The 18,639-nt window shown below is 50.7% G+C and carries 17 protein-coding genes; 5 read left to right on the top strand and 12 right to left on the bottom strand.

The window, feature by feature from the left end; all coding sequences use genetic code 11:
- Positions 1–287: 287 nt before the first annotated feature.
- The 3 genes from asr to OH773_RS11960 form a co-directional block, all read right to left on the bottom strand.
- Positions 288–689 carry an acid resistance repetitive basic protein Asr gene (asr, locus tag OH773_RS11970; protein ID WP_270138928.1) on the bottom strand — a complete coding sequence of 134 codons (402 nt, stop codon included), beginning with the start codon at positions 687–689 and terminating at the stop codon, positions 288–290.
- A 243-nt stretch (positions 690–932) separates the two neighbouring features.
- On the bottom strand, positions 933–2,417 hold the full coding sequence (locus tag OH773_RS11965) for a carboxypeptidase M32 (protein ID WP_270138926.1): 1,485 nt from the start codon (positions 2,415–2,417) through the stop codon (positions 933–935).
- 74 nt (positions 2,418–2,491) lie between these two features.
- On the bottom strand, positions 2,492–3,742 hold the full coding sequence (locus OH773_RS11960) for an MFS transporter (protein ID WP_270138923.1): 1,251 nt from the start codon (positions 3,740–3,742) through the stop codon (positions 2,492–2,494).
- 99 nt (positions 3,743–3,841) lie between these two features.
- On the opposite strand from OH773_RS11960, the gene OH773_RS11955 reads away from it, so the two are divergent.
- The 3 genes from OH773_RS11955 to bioD all read left to right on the top strand — a co-directional run bounded on the left by OH773_RS11955 (position 3,842) and on the right by bioD (position 6,940).
- Positions 3,842–4,750, top strand: a complete 909-nt coding sequence (locus OH773_RS11955) for a LysR family transcriptional regulator (RefSeq protein ID WP_270138921.1) — start codon at positions 3,842–3,844, stop codon at positions 4,748–4,750.
- 117 nt (positions 4,751–4,867) lie between these two features.
- Positions 4,868–6,085 (top strand): sugar metabolism global transcriptional regulator Mlc, encoded by a 1,218-nt coding sequence (gene mlc, locus OH773_RS11950; RefSeq protein WP_270138918.1) that lies wholly within the window; start codon positions 4,868–4,870, stop codon positions 6,083–6,085.
- 159 nt (positions 6,086–6,244) lie between these two features.
- The gene (bioD, locus tag OH773_RS11945; RefSeq protein ID WP_270138916.1) at positions 6,245–6,940 is read left to right on the top strand and encodes a dethiobiotin synthase; all 696 of its coding nucleotides are present in this window, start codon (positions 6,245–6,247) and stop codon (positions 6,938–6,940) included.
- Here the strand turns inward: bioD and clcB are convergent.
- From clcB to OH773_RS11910, 7 genes are all read right to left on the bottom strand, one after another.
- Complete coding sequence (clcB, locus tag OH773_RS11940; RefSeq protein ID WP_270145837.1) at positions 6,893–8,188, bottom strand: voltage-gated ClC-type chloride channel ClcB; 1,296 nt, start codon at positions 8,186–8,188, stop codon at positions 6,893–6,895. The two genes, bioD and clcB, sit on opposite strands and share 48 nt — an antisense overlap.
- A 163-nt stretch (positions 8,189–8,351) precedes the next feature.
- On the bottom strand, positions 8,352–8,978 hold the full coding sequence (dmsD, locus tag OH773_RS11935; RefSeq protein WP_270145834.1) for a Tat proofreading chaperone DmsD: 627 nt from the start codon (positions 8,976–8,978) through the stop codon (positions 8,352–8,354).
- Between the two features lie 46 nt (positions 8,979–9,024).
- A complete protein-coding gene (locus OH773_RS11930) occupies positions 9,025–9,882 on the bottom strand; it encodes a dimethyl sulfoxide reductase anchor subunit family protein (RefSeq protein WP_270138914.1) in 858 nt (285 codons plus the stop codon).
- A 1-nt stretch (position 9,883) separates the two neighbouring features.
- Positions 9,884–10,501 (bottom strand): DMSO/selenate family reductase complex B subunit, encoded by a 618-nt coding sequence (locus OH773_RS11925; RefSeq protein ID WP_270138912.1) that lies wholly within the window; start codon positions 10,499–10,501, stop codon positions 9,884–9,886.
- A gap of 10 nt (positions 10,502–10,511) precedes the next feature.
- Entirely contained in the window at positions 10,512–12,950 is a 2,439-nt protein-coding gene (gene ynfE / locus OH773_RS11920) for a selenate/tellurate reductase subunit YnfE (protein ID WP_270138910.1), read from the bottom strand.
- 244 nt (positions 12,951–13,194) lie between these two features.
- Positions 13,195–14,076: an OB-fold protein gene (locus OH773_RS11915; protein ID WP_270138909.1), complete on the bottom strand. Its 882-nt coding sequence runs from the start codon at positions 14,074–14,076 to the stop codon at positions 13,195–13,197.
- Positions 14,077–14,287: 211 nt separating this feature from the next.
- Positions 14,288–14,590, bottom strand: coding sequence for a DUF1161 domain-containing protein (locus OH773_RS11910; protein ID WP_270138907.1), 303 nt, complete (start codon positions 14,588–14,590; stop codon positions 14,288–14,290).
- Positions 14,591–14,895: 305 nt separating this feature from the next.
- On the opposite strand from OH773_RS11910, the gene OH773_RS11905 reads away from it, so the two are divergent.
- A complete protein-coding gene (locus tag OH773_RS11905) occupies positions 14,896–15,606 on the top strand; it encodes a YnfC family lipoprotein (RefSeq protein WP_270138905.1) in 711 nt (236 codons plus the stop codon).
- 71 nt (positions 15,607–15,677) lie between these two features.
- Positions 15,678–16,676: a bile acid:sodium symporter family protein gene (locus OH773_RS11900; protein WP_270138903.1), complete on the top strand. Its 999-nt coding sequence runs from the start codon at positions 15,678–15,680 to the stop codon at positions 16,674–16,676.
- Between the two features lie 29 nt (positions 16,677–16,705).
- Here OH773_RS11900 and add read toward each other — a convergent pair whose 3' ends face one another.
- Positions 16,706–17,707, bottom strand: coding sequence for an adenosine deaminase (gene add, locus OH773_RS11895; RefSeq protein WP_270138901.1), 1,002 nt, complete (start codon positions 17,705–17,707; stop codon positions 16,706–16,708).
- Positions 17,708–18,001: 294 nt separating this feature from the next.
- Positions 18,002–18,550 (bottom strand): phospholipase D family nuclease, encoded by a 549-nt coding sequence (locus tag OH773_RS11890; protein ID WP_270138899.1) that lies wholly within the window; start codon positions 18,548–18,550, stop codon positions 18,002–18,004.
- Positions 18,551–18,639: the final 89 nt, after the last annotated feature.

The following is an 18,639-nucleotide window of genomic DNA, read 5'->3' as shown; positions in this document are numbered from 1 at the left end:
TTTTGATTTTTATACAAACCCAGCGAATGGATTAACTATAGACGGGTCGCACAGAAAGTGGGAGTAAAAAGTCATTACAGCCAGAAGCTTAGCGTAATAATGCCGCAAAGGATGAGCAGCGTGAGGATGATTTCAAAACTATAGCGTCGCAACATCATCCAGACTCCGGAAGTAAACACCCGGCGAACCGGGTGTTTTTAGTGTGGCTATGCTTTCGGGGTTGCCCCGATAGACCCGTGATTCTTCAGGCGGCGTTAGCTGCTACGCGAATGCTCACGGGTAACAACTTATGCAGCTGGCTGAGCGGCTGGTTTTGCAGCTTCAGTTTTTGCTACAGGTTTTTTGTGGTGTTTTTTGGCTGCCTGGGCTTTTTGCGCAGCAGGTTTAGCCGCATCGGCTTTAGCTACAGGTTTTTTGTGGTGCTTTTTAGCTGCCTGCGCTTTTTGTTCAACCTGAGCAGGTTTTGCTGCTTCAGTTTTCTTCACTTCTTTTTTGTGTTTTTTAGCGGCTTGAGCTTTTTGCTCGGTGGCTGCTTTTTTGTGTTTTTTGTGATGAGTGGTTTTTGCAGTAGGAGCTTTAGCAGCAGAAGAGGTTGCAACAGGTGCTGGAGTTGCAGTTGTTTCAGCAGCGAAAGCGGCAGAGGACAGACCCATTGCAGCGGCAACTACCAGAGCTAATACTTTATTCATCTCGACATCCTCGAATTTGTTTATGTTTAAACCCCAGCGGGGCCGTTGAGATGAACTATAAACATGTGGATCAAGGGCTTCAGTGAGTGATTGGTATCGGCGTGTAACGGTTTGTACAACCCCCCCGTCATACTTCAAGTTGTTGATGCGCGGGCTGCCCCAGTCACATAGTTATCTATGCTCCTGGGGTCCACGTGCTTGCCGGCTTTCTACCACTCGAACTATTTTGGGTAGTTAAGGTGATTACAAATATCGAGCTTCTAAATGTTTGCGGAAATAGAGCGGGTTAAGGTCCTCACCTGTCGCGTTGGTGATCAGTTCTGAGGTGGTGAACCGGCTACCGTGCTGCCAGATATTCTGACGTAACCAGTCGAAAAGTGCGCTGAAGTTACCCTCGGCAATATCTGCTTCGAGCTGCGGCAATGCGAGTTTGGCGGCATTGAACAGTTGCGCGGCATACATCGCACCCAGTGTGTACGATGGGAAGTAACCAAACGCACCATCCGTCCAGTGAATATCTTGCATACAGCCGTTGCGGAAGTTGTCTTTGGTAGACAGCCCCAGCCAGTGCTGCATTTTCTCATCCCAAAGTGCAGGGATATCCTCAACCTCGATATCGCCATCAATCAGCGCCCGCTCAATTTCGTAGCGCAAAACGACGTGGGCCGGATAGCTGACTTCATCGGCGTCAACACGAATAAATCCACGTTCTACGCGTTGGTTCACAGCAATAAAGTTCGATGTTTCAAACGCAGGTTGTTTGCCGAAACGCGCCGTCACCATCGGTAATAGCAGCTTCAGGAACTCTTTGCTGCGACCCAATTGCATCTCGAAAAACAGGCTCTGGGATTCGTGGATAGCCGTCGAACGCGCTAAGGCGACCGGCTGGCCGAGCCATTCACGCGGCAGGTTTTGTTCATAGCGAGCGTGGCCTGTTTCGTGGATAACGCCAAACAGTGCGCTAACCAGGTCGGATTCGTCGTAGCGCGTGGTAATACGCACATCCTCTGGCACGCCGCCGCAGAAGGGATGAGCGCTGACATCCAGTCTGCCGCCGTTAAAGTCAAAGCCCAGCAACTTCATGGTTTCCAGACCTAGCTCGCGTTGGTCATGGGTAGCGAACGGGCCTGCCGGTGTTATGACAGATTCTTTCGCCTGCTTATCGACCACTTTTTGCAGTAATTCAGGCAACCAACTGCGTAAATCACCGAATAACACATCGAGTTTGGCGCTGCTCATGCCCGGCTCGTAAATATCTAACAGTGCGTCGTAGCGGGATTTTCCTTTGGCATCGGCGCGAAGTGTTGCCTCTTCACGGGAAACGCGAACCACCTCTTTCAGATTGGCAGCAAACCCTTGCCAGTCGTTGGCGGGGCGTTGTGTCCGCCAGCCATGCTCACAGCGCGTACCCACCAGCGATTTCTCTTCTACCAGTGAAGCTGGCAGCAAAATGGCTTCTTGATATTGGCGGGTCATTTCACGCAGGTTGGCGCGTTCAACATCGTTAAGGTCTTCCTGAACCGCAGCTTGTAACAGCGTGGCGATTTTTTTATCGGTCAGGATTTGGTGTTGCAAAACGCTAAGTTCAGCCAGGGCTTCACCGCGAGCTGTGCTGCCATTAGGCGGCATATTGGTGAACATATCCCAGCCAGCGATGGCTGAGAGGTGTCCAAAACGGGAAAGACGCTGGAAGGTGCGGGTGAGGTGATTGTAGTTTTGCTTTTCCATAGAGCCTCGTGAAGAGATGATGTACGCAAGCGAAAATAGCAAAAAGCCATCCCGAAAACGAGGCTGTGGCAGAGTTAATGTGCGCGATGATGCAAACGCGTCCCCACTAACAATGAGATGACCAAAAGAGAGCCGATAAAACTTGCCACACCGGTCCATCCGAACTGGTGCCAGAATATTCCACCAAACGTCCCGGCAAGGCTTGAGCCCAGGTAATAGCTAAACAAATAGAGTGATGAGGCTTGCCCTTTTGCGCGTTTCGCACGCGGGCCAATCCAGCCACTGGCGACTGAATGCGCGGCGAAGAATCCGGCAGAAAAAAGCAGCATCCCGATGAAAATAATCGCAAGGGGTGAGAGCACGGTTAATACCAAACCGAGCAGCATCACGGCGGTAGAAAAGATCATGACAGGGCCACGACCAAATTTTGCGGCCATCGCGCCGGCTTTGGGTGAACTCCAGGTTCCAATTAAATACACCACTGACAGTAAGCCGACTACCGCCTGGCTCAAATACCATGGCCCTTGCATCAAGCGGTAACCAATGTAATTGAACAGAGTGACAAACGCGCCCATCAATAAAAAGCCCTGAGCGAATAACAGCGGCAATCCCGGGTCACGCCAGTGCAGACGGAAATTAATAAACAGGGTTTTAGGGCGCAGGGAAGAAGGGCGGAAGTGTCGGGATTCAGGCAGTATTTTCCAGAACATGAGGGCCGAGGCCAGGGCGAAACAGCCGATGGCGGCGACCGCAATACGCCAGTTAAAGAAATCGGTCAGGACCCCACTTAACAGACGGCCACTCATGCCGCCAATCGCGTTACCACTGATATACAACCCCATCGAAAAGGCCACGACGCTTGGGTGAATTTCTTCACTCAGATAGGTCATGCCGACGGCGGCAACCCCGCTTAGCGATAATCCAATTAAGGCGCGCATCACCAGTATACCCTGCCAACTGGTCATCATGGTGGAGAGCAATGTGCAGCTTGAAGCGAGCAATAACGCGGTCACCATCACGGGTTTACGGCCAATGGCATCAGAAAGTGGCCCGGTAAACAGCAGCCCAATCGCCAGCATGGCGGTAGAAACCGAAAGGGAAACGCTACTGTTGGCGGGGGAAACGCCAAACTCATGAGACAGAACCGGCAAGATGGGTTGCACACAATAAAGCAGCGCAAAGGTTGCGAGTCCTGCAGAAAATAGCGCCAGGGTGACGCGCATGAACTGAGGCGAACCCCGTTTAATATAAGTGGCAGGCTGGAGTGAAATTCTGTCGTCAACATCTTCTGCCTCTGCGGTGTCGACGAGGGTTGTACGGCTCAAAATGGGTCCTTAATACGCTTTTGAAGTCTTCTGTTCAGAGTAGAAAATCGCTAATGTTCTGTCTAATATATTAATAATCTCAATTGATATGTTTAAAATATGAATATTGAATTGCGGCATCTGCGTTACTTTGTGGCGGTTGCGGAAGAGCTCCATTTTGGTCGTGCGGCTGCACGCCTGCGTATTTCACAGCCACCGCTGAGTCAGCAGATTCAAATCCTTGAACAACAAATTGGTGCACGTCTACTGGCGAGAACCAACCGAAGCGTGAGCCTGACCGCTGCGGGGCGTCAGTTTTTGCAGGATGCGCGGCAGATTTTAAGCCAGGTTGAGATCGCTGCAGGGCGGGCTGCCAGGTTGCATCAAGGTGAGGCGGGTGAATTACGCATTGGTTTCACCTCTTCTGCGCCGTTTATCAAAACGGTATCTGACAGTCTGTCGACTTTTCGCCGCAGTTATCCCGATGTGCATTTGCAGATGCGGGAAATTAACACCCGCGAGCAAATCGCGCCGCTTAATGATGGTGAACTTGAACTGGGATTAATGCGTAATACTCGGCTTCCGGACACGCTGGACTGGAAGGTGGTGTTGCGGGAACCCCTGCTGGCGATGGTGCACCGCGATAACAAGCTTGCCCAATGCGCGGCGATTTCTCTACAACAGCTGGCAAACGAACCGTTTGTCTTTTTTGACCCTCATGTCGGAACCGGGCTGTATGACGATATTCTCGGCCTGTTACAGCGCCATGGAATCACACCCTATATCACCCAGGAAGTGGGTGAGGCGATGACAATAATCGGTCTGGTGTCTGCGGGGCTGGGAGTCTCGATTCTTCCGGCATCATTTAAACGTGTTCATTTATCGGAAGTGGTTTGGTTGCCCATTGAAGAATCCGAGGCGCAGTCAGAAATGTGGTTAGTGTGGCCAAAACATCGCGAATTGTCAGCCGCAGCACTTAGAATCTCAGCCTTGCTGACTCAGTCAATAATGGTTCTAAAAGACGATTAAAGCGGCCTAATATGTGCGGTAAATCACAACCCTACGTAAATATTTGACTCCTCTGGTTGAAGTGTTTCACCATAGCCCAAAGTTTATTTCGAAGCGCGAAAATAAAGGGAGTCGCAAGTGGTTGCTGATAGCCAACCGGGCCATATCGATCAGATTAAGCAAACCAATGCGGGCGTTGTTTATCGTCTGATTGATACCCATGGACCGGTGTCGCGAATCGATCTTTCTCGTCTGGCGCAACTCGCTCCTGCCAGCATCACGAAAATTGTTCGTGAAATGATTGAAGCCCATCTGGTGCAGGAAACTGAAATTCAGGATCCTGGCAGCCGCGGGCGTCCTGCTGTGGGGCTGATGCTGGAAACTGAAGCATGGCACTATTTGTCCGTGCGAATCAGCCGTGGGGAAATTTCTCTTGGTCTACATGATTTAAGCAGCAAACTGATTGTTGAAGATACCGTTGCACTCAGTATTGCGGATGCACAACCGCTCATTGAGCGGATCATCGCGCAGATCGACCAGTTCTTTATCCGCCACCAGCAAAAGCTCGAACGTCTCACCGCGATTGCCATTACGATGCCTGGGATTATCGACACCAAGCGCGGCATCGTCCATCGGATGCCGTTTTATGACGTCTGTGATATGCCGCTGGGCGAGATCCTTGAAAATTACACGGGTGTGCCGGTGTATGTTCAACACGATATCAGCGCGTGGACGATGGCCGAAGGTCTGTTTGGTGCATCAAAGGGTGCGCGTGATGTGATTCAGGTGGTGATTGATGATAACGTCGGTGCCGGTGTTATTACCGATGGACGCCTGCTCCACGCGGGGAGCAGCAGCCTGGTCGAAATTGGTCATACTCAGGTCGACCCCTACGGCAAACGCTGCTATTGCGGCAATAACGGTTGTCTTGAAACGATAGCCAGCATCGACAGCGTGCTGGAGTTAGCTCAGTTGCGCATGAGCCAGTCGATGGGGTCCATGCTGCATGAACAGCCACTCACCGTCGAATCGTTGTGTGATGCCGCGCTCAACGGCGACCTATTAGCGAAAGATATTATTCTCGGGGTAGGCACCAACGTCGGCCGAATACTTGCGATTATGGTCAATTTGTTCCATCCACAAAAAATCCTGATTGGTTCGCCATTCAACCGGGCCGCGGAAATTCTGCATCCGGCAATCACGGATTGCATTCGTCAGCAGTCGTTACCGGCGTATAGCGAGCACATGATTGTCGAAAGCACGCAATATAATCACCGTGGAACCATGGCCGGTGCGGCGCTGGTAAAAGACGCAATGTATAACGGTTCGTTATTGATTCGTCTGCTGCAAGGGTAATGTCGTAGGCTGATCCACTAAAAATTGCGCTATCTCAAACTGGTCGAATCACTATTCTTTTAGACTTTCACTCCTGAATTATTCAATTTCTAATCACTAATATCCGTCTTACCTCACTGAGAAAGACGGGTATTTGAAGCATTGCCTTGGGAGTTAGTCATGCTTACGCGTTTCTTTATAACAGGAACCGATACTGCAGTCGGGAAGACTGTGGTTTCTCGCGCCTTGTTGCAGGCGCTTGCAGCCAGTGGCAAAAGTGTTGTCGGCTATAAGCCGGTGGCCAAAGGGTGTAAAGAGACGCCAGAGGGCCTGCGCAACAAAGATGCGTTAGTTCTACAAAGTGTTTCCACCGTTTCACTGGCTTATGAAGCCATCAACCCAATCGCGCTGAGCGAAGAAGAAAGCAGCGTGAGCCACAATTGCCAAATCAACTATTCGTTGCTGTCTGACGGGTTGAAAAATTTAACCGGCCTTGTGGATCACGTTGTGGTTGAGGGCACTGGTGGGTGGCGCAGTTTAATGAACGATTTACGTCCGTTATCCGAGTGGGTGGTGCAAGAGCAATTACCGGTATTGATGGTTGTGGGTATTCAGGAAGGGTGTATTAATCACGCCTTGCTGACGGCTCAGGCCATTGCTAATGACGGTTTACCGTTGATTGGCTGGGTGGCGAACCGCATCAATCCAGGACTTGCGCATTACGCAGAAATCATTGATGTACTGAGTAAAAAACTGCCAGGGCCACTGGTGGGGGAGTTGCCTTATTTGCCACGCGCAGAACAGCGTGACCTGGCAAACTACATCGATTTATCCCGTCTTAGTGGCGCGCTGAGCGTAGACCGTCTGCGGGCGTAACCAGCGCGAAAGTGCCGAAGCCATCACGCACGACACCAGTAAACCGGGGAGCAGTGTAAACTCCCCCGTCATTTCACAAACCATCAGTGTAGACATTATCGGTGCATGCGTGGTGGCAGCCAACAGCGTTGCCATTCCTGTGAGCGCCAGCAAAATTGCAACGTTATCCCCGCTCCACGCCCATATTCCGAACCATTGCCCCACTAGCATTCCCAATGCCGCGCCGACAAATAACGTCGGGGTAAACACGCCGCCTGGGGCACCTGAGCCACTGCTTGCCAGCACCGCCGCCAATTTGTAGACCAGAATCCCAGCCACGAACAGCAGCGCAGGCGGTTGCGAGAGAAATGACTGTACTACGCTGTAACCATTGCCCCAAACCAGCGGTGTGATAAGCGAAAGCAGCCCAACCAGCAATCCCCCTAACGCAAGTTGTAACGGAGGGGTTAACTGCAAACGCTGGAACAGTTGACTGCTTTGCGCCATCAACCAAAGAAACAGCGGCCCGGCAATACCCGCAAGCAGACCGAGCGACGCCATGAGTAGATATTGAACCGGCTGTGGGGCGCTGAGTGCGCGGACAGTATAAAGCAGCGTTTGCTCGTCGTTTAATAGGTGGGTCATCAGCAGGGCGCAGACGGCGGCAATCACCACTGGGCCAAGGGAGGCAAGCATCAGGGTGCCAAACAGAATTTCTGCGATAAACAAACTACCCGCCAGCGGCGCATGATAGGCGCTTGCCATCCCGGCGGCTGCGCCACAGGCGACCCACAACTTCCATTCGTCTTTATGTGAGCAACGCTGGGCGAATACAGAAGCAAAAACGGTTGCCAGTAGCACCATTGCCCCTTCACGGCCAATGGCGCTGCCGCTGGCGACCACGATCAGCGAGGCTGCCGATTTAACCAGGCTAGCTCCAACATCTAAGCGTCCGTCACCCGTTTCAATGGCTTCCATGTAGTCGGTGGGCGCAGAAGGGCGCTGGCGCGTAGCGCGTTGCCATGCCCAAAGAAGCGTACCGGCAAGTAACCCACCTAATGCAGGGGTGAGCAATCGTCGCCATGATGGCAGTGCCGCAGCGGCGGCAACCAGGCTGCCGCTGTGATCGCCCAAAAATAGACCTTCCAGAAAGTACATCGACTGGCGAAACAGCCAGACGACTATCGCCGAGGCGACGCCAATCCAGACGGCGAAAATCAGCCGCCGTAACATGCCTTTCATGTCCGGGAAGTGGTGTAAGCGATGCATGCCAATTAGCGTAGCGGGAAAAGAGGGATATTGTGCGTCATGAAGGCCATTAACCACAACGAAATGCTGACGGGATGATGGCGATTTTATGTGACAATGTCACTTTTAACCATCGCAGCTATTAACATTCCCGCCCAGTGACGAGCGGGATTGAAGCCGGTTATCAGAAATAAATCTCTTTTTGCGCGACGGGAATCAACAACTCCTTGCTCCAGTCGGCAAGCGTAATGCGGGTTAATTCGCCCAGTGCCTGATAAAACGGATGTTCGGCATTGGCAATAAACAGCTCCAGAAAACGCCCGCTCCACGGCAGGATATGCCAGGCGAGCAGTTCATCTACTTTTTGCATCATGCCTTCTTCTGCGAGCCATGCCGCCAGCATCAACAAAATCCCGATATGATCATCAGGTTCGTTACTTTCTTGCTCATTGGCGATGTCGTTTTCGCGCATCCACTGGCGCAGCTCAAGCATCGAGTCACCAAACAGCACATTTTCTTTATCGAGATAAACAGAACCCCATGGCGAAGCCGGTAATGCGTAAGGGCCGATAAACAGACGTTGCCAGGCTTCGCTTAATGACTCTTGCGAATAGTTAAAACCCTCAGCCATGCGTGTCGCGATGGCATCCAACTCAGCGTGCTGAACCGGCCATTGTTTTGCCCATTCAGGGTCTTCAAGTGTGGCGTAAAGTGCGGCGACATCCTGACTGGTGGGGGCTTGATAAAATAGCGCGCCCAGTACTTTTCCTGTCAGGGCGATAGTCGCCAGTCTTTGTGTAGTGTTAGACATCATTCTCTTCCTTGTTGCGCGAGTTACCCCGCGCATTTTGTATCAATTAACCTGTTACCGCCATGCCGACGGTCATATGCAGGCCGTAAAAAATTCCACGACCAATACATTCACCGACAATGACCAATATTAATCCGAACAAGAACCCGGCTGTTTTTGGCGAGGTGCGCCGTACAATTGGGCAAATCCAGCAACCCAATCCGAGCGCTATCAGTGCAATACGCCACACCTGCAACGAGGCATAATCAGGTACTAACGCGCTGGCGTGCTGTACTGAGCTCTGAATATCCGCCAGCTCGCTACCTTGCAATACGATGATGGCCATTGCCGCAAACAGAGCTAAAGCGCTAATCGTCGCCAGTTTACTGCCGTGGAATGAATACCGTACCGTCTGGAGCAGCAGAGTTCCCAATAGCGGGCCGCCCAGAAGAACCGTCAAAAAGAAACTCCACGTTGTGTAACTGTTGTGCCAGGTTGGCACGGTATCAATCTGGTAGACACGGGTCATTGCCCAGACGAACACCAGCCCCAGCACCATGGTTGCAGCCAGCCATACCTTGCCAATCGCGACCGGCATTTTCTTCAGCACTGCCAGCAACCACCATAAACCGCCAACCGCAAAGAACACCGAGCCACTGGCAATTTCATTGCTCAATGCCGATTGCCCGACGCGATTAAGCGAGTTGAACGCTCGCAGGGGTGAACCCAGATGCATCACCGAGGCGATAAATGCAATGCCCATGATCAGCCAGATAAAGAACATGGATCGAACGACCCGTTGCTGTAATTCGCTATTATTACTGGCGGCATTCCATGCCAGTCCCATCACGATTACCGCCCCAACGACGCACTGGCCCAGTACAGTAAACAACACCAACGGCCATTCATGCCATCCGCTTCCCATCTCAAACCTCCTCTGGATTCGCCAGATAGCCGGTTTTATCCCCACAAGGGCGGCTGTTGGCATTGGGTTTAATCACAATATTTGGCTTGGTGAAGTGCGCCGACGGCAGCGGAGCAATAGCGGCTTGCACACCATATTTTTTACGCAGTTCGTCAATCGGTGCCATATCCAGCGCACGTAACGGGCAGGATTCAACACAAATGGGCTTCTTGCCTTCAGCAATGCGCGAGTAACAGCCATCGCATTTGGTCATGTGGCCTTTTTCAGCATTGTATTGCGGCGCACCGTACGGGCAGGCCATATGGCAGTAACGGCAGCCAATACAAACGTCCTCATTCACCACCACAAAACCGTCTTCGCGTTTGTGCATCGCACCACTTGGGCAGACTTTGGTGCAGGCGGGATCTTCGCAATGGTTGCAGGCAATGGATAAGTAATAGGCAAAGACATTTTGTTGCCAGACGCCGTTGTCTTCCTGCCAGTCGCCACCTGCATATTCATAAATGCGACGGAAGCTGACGTCGGGGGATAAATTTTTGTAGTCCTTGCAGGCCAGCTCGCAAGTTTTGCAGCCGGTGCAACGACTGGAATCAATATAAAAACCATATTGGGTTGTCATCAGCTATTCCCTATGCCTTTTGGATTTCGACCAGATTAGTATGTTGCGGATTCCCTTTCGCCAAAGGGGAAGGGCGCTGAGTAGTCAACGTGTTGATACATGAGCCGTGGTCGATACGGTCACCGGCCATGTTGGCTTCGTGCCAGGCACCCTGGCCCATCGCTGTAACCCCAGGCATGATGCGCGGCGTGACTTTCGCCGGAATGCGCAACTCGCCACGACCATTAAACACCCGCACCATATCGCCGTTGGCGATACCACGCGCCTGGGCATCAATCGGGTTAATCCACACTTCCTGGCGGCAGGCAGCTTTCAACACATCTATGTTGCCGTAGCTTGAGTGGGTACGGGCTTTGTAATGGAAGCCGAACAGTTGAAGCGGGTACGAGCTGCGCTCTGGTGCATCCCAGCCATCGAAGGTGGAGGCGTAAATCGGCAGTGGGCTGATGGTTTCGTCTTTTTCTAACTCCCAACTGGCGGCGATGTCTGCAAGTTTGCTGGAGTAGATTTCGATTTTACCGGAAGGCGTTTTTAATGGATTAGCGTCCGGGTCGGTGCGGAACGCTTTGTACGCGACAAAATGACCGTTCGGGTCTTTACGTTTATAAATCCCCATCGCGCGCAGTTCTTCATACGACGGTAATTGGGGATCTTTTTCCAGCATCTTCGCGTACAAAAACTGTAGCCACTGCTCCTGAGTGCGCCCTTCGGTAAATTTCTGATGAATATCCGGCCCTAAACGACGAGCCACTTCGCTGGTGATCCAGTAAATCGGCTTGCGCTCAAATTTCGGTTCCGTGGCGGGTTGGATAAAAATCAGGTAACCCATATTGCCGGCATAGTCGTTAGGAATGATGTCTTCTTGTTCGACGGTCATTAGGTCCGGTAGCAGGATATCGGCGTATTTTGCCGACGAGGTCATAAAGTTCTCGATGACCACAATCATCTCGCACTTGCTATCGTCTTGCAGCGTATCGTGCGTTTTGTTGATGTCAGAATGCTGATTGGTAATGGTGTTACCGGCGTAGTTCCAGATGAACTTAATGGGCACATCGAGTTTATCTTTCCCTCTCACTCCATCGCGTTTGGCGGTCATTTCCGGGCCGCGTGTAATCGCATCAGTCCAACTAAAGCAGGAAATTTGTGTTTTTACCGGGTTGGTTAATACCGGCATACGCTCAATGGTGATGGTGTAGGTGGATTCACGCGCACCGCTGTTTCCGCCGCTAATCCCTACGTTTCCGGTCAAAATCGGCAACATGGCGATGGCGCGGGCAGTCAGTTCGCCGTTTGCCTGGCGTTGTGGTCCCCAACCCTGAGCGATATACGCCGGTTTGGTGCTGCCAATTTCGTAGGCAAGTTTGATGATTTTATCAACCGGAATACCGGTAATTGCTGATGCCCAATGCGGGGATTTTTCAACGCCGTCATCGCCCTGACCGAGGATCCAGGCTTTATAGTGACCGTTGGCAGGAGCGCCCTCCGGCAGCGTTTTCTCATCGTATCCGACACAGTATTTATCGAGGAAGGGTTGATCGACGAGGTTTTGGGTAATCAAAACGTGGGCGATACCGGCAACTAATGCGGCATCTGTGCCTGGACGAATAGGGAGCCACTCATCTTCGCGTCCGGCTGCGGTATCGGTGTAGCGCGGGTCGATAACAATCATTCGCGCATTGGAGCGTTCACGCGCCTGTTCCAGGTAATAGGTGATGCCACCTCCGCTCATGCGGGTTTCGGCAGGATTATTACCAAACAAGACGACCAGCTTACTGTTCTCGATATCGGAGGTGCTATTTCCATCGTTGGTGCCATAGGTGTACGGCATGGCGCAGGCGATTTGCGCGGTGCTGTAGGTACCGTATTGGCCGAGGAAGCCGCCGTAGCTGTTCATCAGGCGAGTAATCAACGATGCACTGGGTGAGGAACGGGTGATGTTGCCGCCAACAATCCCCGAAGTGTAGTTAATGTAAACCGCTTCGTTACCGTATTTTTCTACTGTGTTTTTCAGGCTGTTCGTGATGGTATCCAGCGCTTCATCCCATGAGATTCGCTCAAATTTCCCTTCACCACGTTTACCGACGCGCTTCATTGGGTAGTTCAGGCGCTCAGGATGGTTAATACGTCGGCGAATTGAACGGCCACGCAGGCAGGCGCGCACCTGGTGATCACCATAGACATCGTTACCGGTGTTATCCGTTTCAACCCAGGTGACTTCATTATCGCGCACGTGTAAACGCAGGGCGCAGCGGCTACCGCAGTTGACTGAACAGGCCCCCCAAACGACTTTATCTTCATTAGGGGAAACAGCATCTCCCACCGCCGCGGCTGCGGCTCGCAAGCCAAATGGCAGGGATATTCCCCCCACCGCGAGGGCCAGCCCGCCAATGGCGCTGGTCTTCATCAGGTTTCGACGGGTTATTCCATTAGGGCAAGATTGGTTCGACATAACTCACTCCATGACGTGTTATCTCAGGATGTCTTTGTTGTTGTGGTTGTTTTGTATTCATGACGGCAAAGCGAAATATTGCTTATCAAGCGAATATTATCGACCGAAAATGATTTTTACCTATTTAGGAGTAGGTGTTGTTAACACGCATCAAAGTTAGGGCGGAGAGTTGTATGAAACTTGCTGGAGGCTAGTGTGAGGAAAACGGGGCGAAAGCCCCTTATTACCACGGCAGTTTATTGCGCTACTTATTGATGTTTACAGAGAGTACGCGTTTGGTGGATATATCTATTTTACATGTATAATTTAGCTGAGAAGTGACCCCGTTTGCATCGGTAACGCTAATGTTGTTGCCATCAACAGTCCCTATATTGGTTATTTGATCATAACCAGAAACGTTACCCCCGTTGCCCCATTTAAAGTTTTCTCCGGCTTCTTTTTCAATGCCTCTCAAGCATTCAGGCCAGGCGCTCAGGATGACTTTTGCCACGAGGCAACCAGGGTCTGTCTCGTCACAGGTAAACGTTTTATTTTCAGCAGACTGAGTGGCCGTGGTGGCCGTTGCAGTTACAGGTTGCGCATCAGCGGGTGGGTTAATGACGCAATCACTGCCATAAGGTTCTCCAACCAGTCGCGACATTTTTTCACATGTGATACTAATTTTGTCGCCGTCACGAAGCGAAGATGCCGCGGCCTTTTGCCTCTCCGCAATATCCATTCTGGCGGGCATAACCTCATTTAAAGTGCTGAGATGGATAAATAGCGTGCCGGAGTAATCTTTGTCTATTGACTCCACCTGGCCTGTGACAATTACCCGCTTGCCTTTCAATGCCTCATCGGTAGCCACTTCGTTTTCTTCATAGGCTTTGGACAATTGAACGGCGGTGTAACTTACGATTTCTTTCGACGTTGTGGGTTCATTAACGCTTTCATTTTGTTGAATATTTGCCTGGGCATTTACCGAGCCAAAACAAATCAACCCGCCCAAAATGAGAGTCACCAAACCCAAAAAGCCTTTAACCGTTTTCTCTTTGGTGGCAGCAGGTTTGCTGACACCACAATGTGGACATGCTTTTGCGGACCTCGATACTTCTGTTTGGCATTCCTTGCAAGAAATTAAAGCCATTTGCAGTTTCCTAACGTTTTGCGTTTAACAAAAAAAATGGAAATACCGCAAAACAGGACTAAACCACACGAACTATTATGTTTAAAAATAAATCACCACCAGTAATATCTAAATCGCACTGGGTCTGTTTGTGATTTGCTATTGATTAATATTTTTATTATTCAGTTGGTTATGTTTGGTGTGACGGGGCGAAAACGCCCCGATAGCATGATTACTGCGGTTCAGCCGGTGTACCGTCCTGAGTATTTCCGCCGCTAGCGGGATAGTTTCCACTGCTGGTACGCGTATAGAGAATTTTCTGAGTATCATTAGCGCAGTGGCCAACAACTTGTGCATCAGGTTGAGAGGCCTGATCATTTGGCACTATCGTCAAAGTAAACCCTGTTTCCGGGACACCATTTTTAATAATCTTTTGCTGAATGTCGGCCTTGACTGTATCGCATGACGTCTGCGCGGCGAGAACCGGAGTGGTCGCGATTAACAGACATACACCCAGCCAAATTGAGCGTTTCATCATCTCTTCCTTATCTTAGGGGCGTTGTATAAGCATAGTCTCTGTAGTGTAAAGTGTTGTATTTGCTTATACCCTTCATACTTCAAGCTGCTTATGCGTTGGCTACACCCGCTCACCCCAGTCACTTACTTAAGTAAGCTCCTGGGGATTGATGAGCCTCATCCATGAGGCTCACCCTACGGGCCAGCGCAAGCGCTGTTCAAATCTGTTCCAGACAGATTTGTCACGGGTTTGCCGTCTTTAAGCAACTTGAATTATTTTGGGTATATCATGTTGGTTACATTTCAAGTCGGAGCCAGATTTACGTGAAGAAAATCATTATCCTTAGTGCGCTGGTAGCCTCTGTTGCCGGGTGTGATAATCAGAATAATACGCTCTCCTACACGCCAGAAATGGCCAGTTTTTCAAATGAATTCGACTTTGATCCATTACGTGGGCCAGTCAAAGATTTCACCCAAACGCTCATCAATCAGAAGGGTGAGGTGATAAAACGCGTCGTGGGTCTGGTGTCGGAAGAAGGGTGTTTTAACGAACTTGAATTTCATGATCTGGAAAGTAACACCGGCGCTACGCTTGTGCTGAATGCTAACTATTATATCGATGCCATTACCCATGAAAGACGCGTGAAACTGCAGGGTAAATGCCAACTGGCGGAGTTACCCCAGGCGGTCCTCACTTATGAAACCGACGATAAAGGCTTTGTGGTCGCAGCACACGGTAAAGAGACATCGATAGTTTATCGCTACGATGCGGACGGTTTCCCGTTAGGCAAAACGACGCAATCGAATGATGAAACCCTGACTATCACTGCGAAAACAGGCAGTGACCTCAAGAAAAAACTCGATTTCACTTCTGAAAGTATGCTGAACGGCAAATCTATTGCGAAGGTTAAACAAACCTGCGATTACGACGGCCATTTTAATCCACTGGAATGTGTGCTGAACATTACCGATCTCAATGCTAAGCCGTCCAAAGTTGAAACGTACATCATCAAGAATGACATCAATTACTATTGAGACCGAACGTTCGCAAGTTCGGCTGGTTTGATTCAACGTCAAAAATATTGGCACCTGTAGAAGGAAGTCGGATGAAGTGGTTGCAGCGCCTGAAAATCGATACTTTTTTACTGATTATGATCGCCGTCGTGGTCATTGCTTCGCTTTTCCCCTGCGAAGGTGCAGTAAAAACCGCATTTGAATACCTGACTACGGCCGCGATTGCGCTGCTGTTTTTCATGCACGGGGCAAAACTTTCCCGGGATGCGATTGTGGCAGGCATGGGGCACTGGAAACTCCATCTTGTGGTTTTCCTCAGTACCTTCGCGCTTTTCCCACTGTTGGGGCTGGCGATGGGCTTTCTTTCGCCAGGTATTCTTAATCAGCCGTTGTACATGGGTTTTCTGTATCTTTGCGCGTTGCCCGCGACGGTACAGTCGGCCATTGCCTTCACGTCGGTCGCGGGCGGAAACGTTGCGGCGGCGGTGTGCAGCGCTTCGGCATCCAGTATTTTGGGGATTTTCCTGTCACCGGTTTTAGTCGGTGCATTAATGAATACCCAGGAAGGCACTACTGACACACTGCATGCCATTGGCAAAATCATCCTGCAATTGATGGTGCCGTTTGTGGTGGGGCATTTGTCGCGTCCACTGATTGGTCGTTGGGTCGATAAACATAAAAAACTGATTAGCATGACCGACAGGTCATCTATTTTGCTGGTGGTGTATGTGGCCTTTAGCGAAGCGGTAGTGGAAGGCATTTGGCAGCAGGTTAATGGCACCGCATTGTTAGCCATTTTGGGCTGTTCAATTGTGTTGCTGGCGATAGTTCTGGTGATCAATACCTGGGTTGCGCGGTTTATGGGTTTCAACACGGCGGACGAAATTACCATTGTGTTCTGTGGCTCGAAAAAAAGCCTCGCGAACGGAGTGCCGATGGCAAACGTGCTGTTCCCGGCCAGTGCCGTGGGCATGATGGTTTTGCCATTGATGATATTCCATCAGGTGCAATTGATGGTCTGTGCGGTGCTGGCGCAGCGTTATGCACGCAAAACAGCGAAAGAAAAGAGAGCACTTGAGTCAGTCTCCTGACTCAAGCGTTTGACGATGAATGGGAATATTTACGCGGCGCGAACTTTAGCGATCAGCGCCTGCTTTTCCGCTTCACTCAGGAAGGCAATTTTCAAACCATTCTCTTGCGCGGTACGGATGTGTGCCGCGCTCAGACCCGCTTGCGGGGCCGCAACAGTATATTCATGAATAATATCGATACCCTGGACTGCCGGATCATCGGTATTAATGGTCGCCAGCACACCTTTATTCAGGAAGGTAATCAACGGGTGCTTATCCAAAGATGCCACGGTGCTGGTTTGAATATTTGATGTCAGACAGGATTCGATACCGATACCGTGTTCAGCCAGGAAATCCATCAGTGCCGGATCTTCAACAGCTTTCACACCGTGACCGATACGCACTGCACCCAGTTCACGAATCGCCTGCCAGATGCTTTCCGGGCCAGCGGCTTCGCCCGCGTGGACGGTAATATGCCAGCCAGCATCGCGTGCGCGGTTAAAGTGGTTTAAGAATAAACTGCCCGGGAAACCCAGTTCATCACCTGCAAGGTCAAGCGCGGTAATGTGGTCGCGATGCGTCAGAAGGGCATCCAACTCAGCTTCGCATGCAGCCTCACCAAACGTACGGCTCAGAATGCCGATCAGACGTGCTTCAACACCAAAATCGCGGCAGCCTTGACGAACGCCTTCAATCACTGCTTCTACCACACCGGCGACCGGCAAGTTATGCGTCATCGCCATATATCCTGGCGAGAAGCGCAACTCCACATAATGCAGGCCGTTGCGTGCGGCATCTTCAATATTTTCCCATGCTACACGGCGACAGGCATCCAGAGAGGCCAGGACTTTCACGCCCCAGTCGAGTTTTTGCAGGAAACTCACCAAATCAGGCGCGGTTTCCACGACCTGTACATGAGGACGAAGTGCTTCAAGAGAATCAGCCGGGAGTGACAAGTTAAACTGGCGGCCTAGATCGAGGATCGTTTGTGCACGAATATTACCATCAAGATGGCGGTGCAAATCGGTTAATGGGATGGAGGTATCAATCATGGTCGCACTCTTTTATTGATTAAAGTGCGGTACATTATAGCACGGTGTTGTAAGCTATTAGAAACAAAGATAATTACCTGAAAATAAAAGCAGAAAGTGGTAATTCATTCAGTTCTGCAGACCCGCATACACATCGAATTCAGTCCCATCCTTGCCACGTGTTTTTCTTCTTGCTCTATACTCAAAGCGCATTTGATAATGCTCTCGACATAACAATTCAATGAGCGTTCAGCTCGTAGCAAGATAATCTGCGCCTGCATATGATTGACCAGCTTTCCGATTGCTGGTCTTTTTTTATCCGATATTTAACGCCTGAACAGCATAGGGTTTGCCTAAGTCCCATCGTGACTGCCAGTGGGCAATATACTGTTGGGTCACGTCTGGCATACCGTTTATCACAACGACATTTTCTGAATTTTCAGTCTCGGCGGAGGGCGCGAAGTTAAACGAGCCCGTTTCGACAGTGCGATCGTCAACGATAATCGTCTTGTCGTGCTGTATGTGATAATGCCCGTCAATGCGTAGTTCAACCCCGTGGGACGCGACATACTGCATAGTATTCCTGCTGGCTTTAACCTGATTACGTTTTTCATCCACCACAACACGCACTTTCACTCCTCGGGCGTGTGCGTTGACCAGTGCCTGAGCGATATCAGGCGCCTGGAAAGAATAACCAATCATCTCTATAGAGGTGTGTGCCTGATTAATTGTTCTTAACACCAATGCTCGCGCGGAACCTTCAGGTGAGAAGCCGACCTGTATTTCAGGGGCGGAAAATGCCGTTACTGGCAGTGAGAAAAGGGTGGCAATGGCCAGAAGATGAAATCGTTTAAACGCAAACATTCAAAAATCCAGATTGACTGGGTTGGGATAAGTGAGTTTAACGTTGTTCGTTAACGTTATGTCTGACAAAGAATGTATTGAAGATACCA

The sequence above is a fragment of the Buttiauxella sp. WJP83 genome, assembly GCF_027594725.1.
Classification (GTDB): domain Bacteria; phylum Pseudomonadota; class Gammaproteobacteria; order Enterobacterales; family Enterobacteriaceae; genus Buttiauxella; species Buttiauxella selenatireducens.
The sequence above is the reverse complement of the archived record's forward strand: the minus strand, read 5'-3'. Positions and strand labels throughout refer to the sequence as shown.

Excerpts from the sequence above, each read along its gene's own strand:
- asr (WP_270138928.1), bottom strand. The coding sequence starts at position 689 with ATGAATAAAGTATTAGCTCTGGTAGTTGCCGCTGCAATGGGTCTGTCC.
- OH773_RS11965 (WP_270138926.1), bottom strand. The coding sequence starts at position 2,417 with ATGGAAAAGCAAAACTACAATCACCTCACCCGCACCTTCCAGCGTCTT.
- OH773_RS11955 (WP_270138921.1), top strand. The coding sequence starts at position 3,842 with ATGAATATTGAATTGCGGCATCTGCGTTACTTTGTGGCGGTTGCGGAA.
- bioD (WP_270138916.1), top strand. The coding sequence starts at position 6,245 with ATGCTTACGCGTTTCTTTATAACAGGAACCGATACTGCAGTCGGGAAG.
- clcB (WP_270145837.1), bottom strand. The coding sequence starts at position 8,188 with ATGCATCGCTTACACCACTTCCCGGACATGAAAGGCATGTTACGGCGG.
- dmsD (WP_270145834.1), bottom strand. The coding sequence starts at position 8,978 with ATGTCTAACACTACACAAAGACTGGCGACTATCGCCCTGACAGGAAAA.
- OH773_RS11930 (WP_270138914.1), bottom strand. The coding sequence starts at position 9,882 with ATGGGAAGCGGATGGCATGAATGGCCGTTGGTGTTGTTTACTGTACTG.
- OH773_RS11925 (WP_270138912.1), bottom strand. The coding sequence starts at position 10,501 with ATGACAACCCAATATGGTTTTTATATTGATTCCAGTCGTTGCACCGGC.
- ynfE (WP_270138910.1), bottom strand. The coding sequence starts at position 12,950 with ATGTCGAACCAATCTTGCCCTAATGGAATAACCCGTCGAAACCTGATG.
- OH773_RS11915 (WP_270138909.1), bottom strand. The coding sequence starts at position 14,076 with ATGGCTTTAATTTCTTGCAAGGAATGCCAAACAGAAGTATCGAGGTCC.
- OH773_RS11910 (WP_270138907.1), bottom strand. The coding sequence starts at position 14,590 with ATGAAACGCTCAATTTGGCTGGGTGTATGTCTGTTAATCGCGACCACT.
- OH773_RS11900 (WP_270138903.1), top strand. The coding sequence starts at position 15,678 with ATGAAGTGGTTGCAGCGCCTGAAAATCGATACTTTTTTACTGATTATG.
- add (WP_270138901.1), bottom strand. The coding sequence starts at position 17,707 with ATGATTGATACCTCCATCCCATTAACCGATTTGCACCGCCATCTTGAT.
- OH773_RS11890 (WP_270138899.1), bottom strand. The coding sequence starts at position 18,550 with ATGTTTGCGTTTAAACGATTTCATCTTCTGGCCATTGCCACCCTTTTC.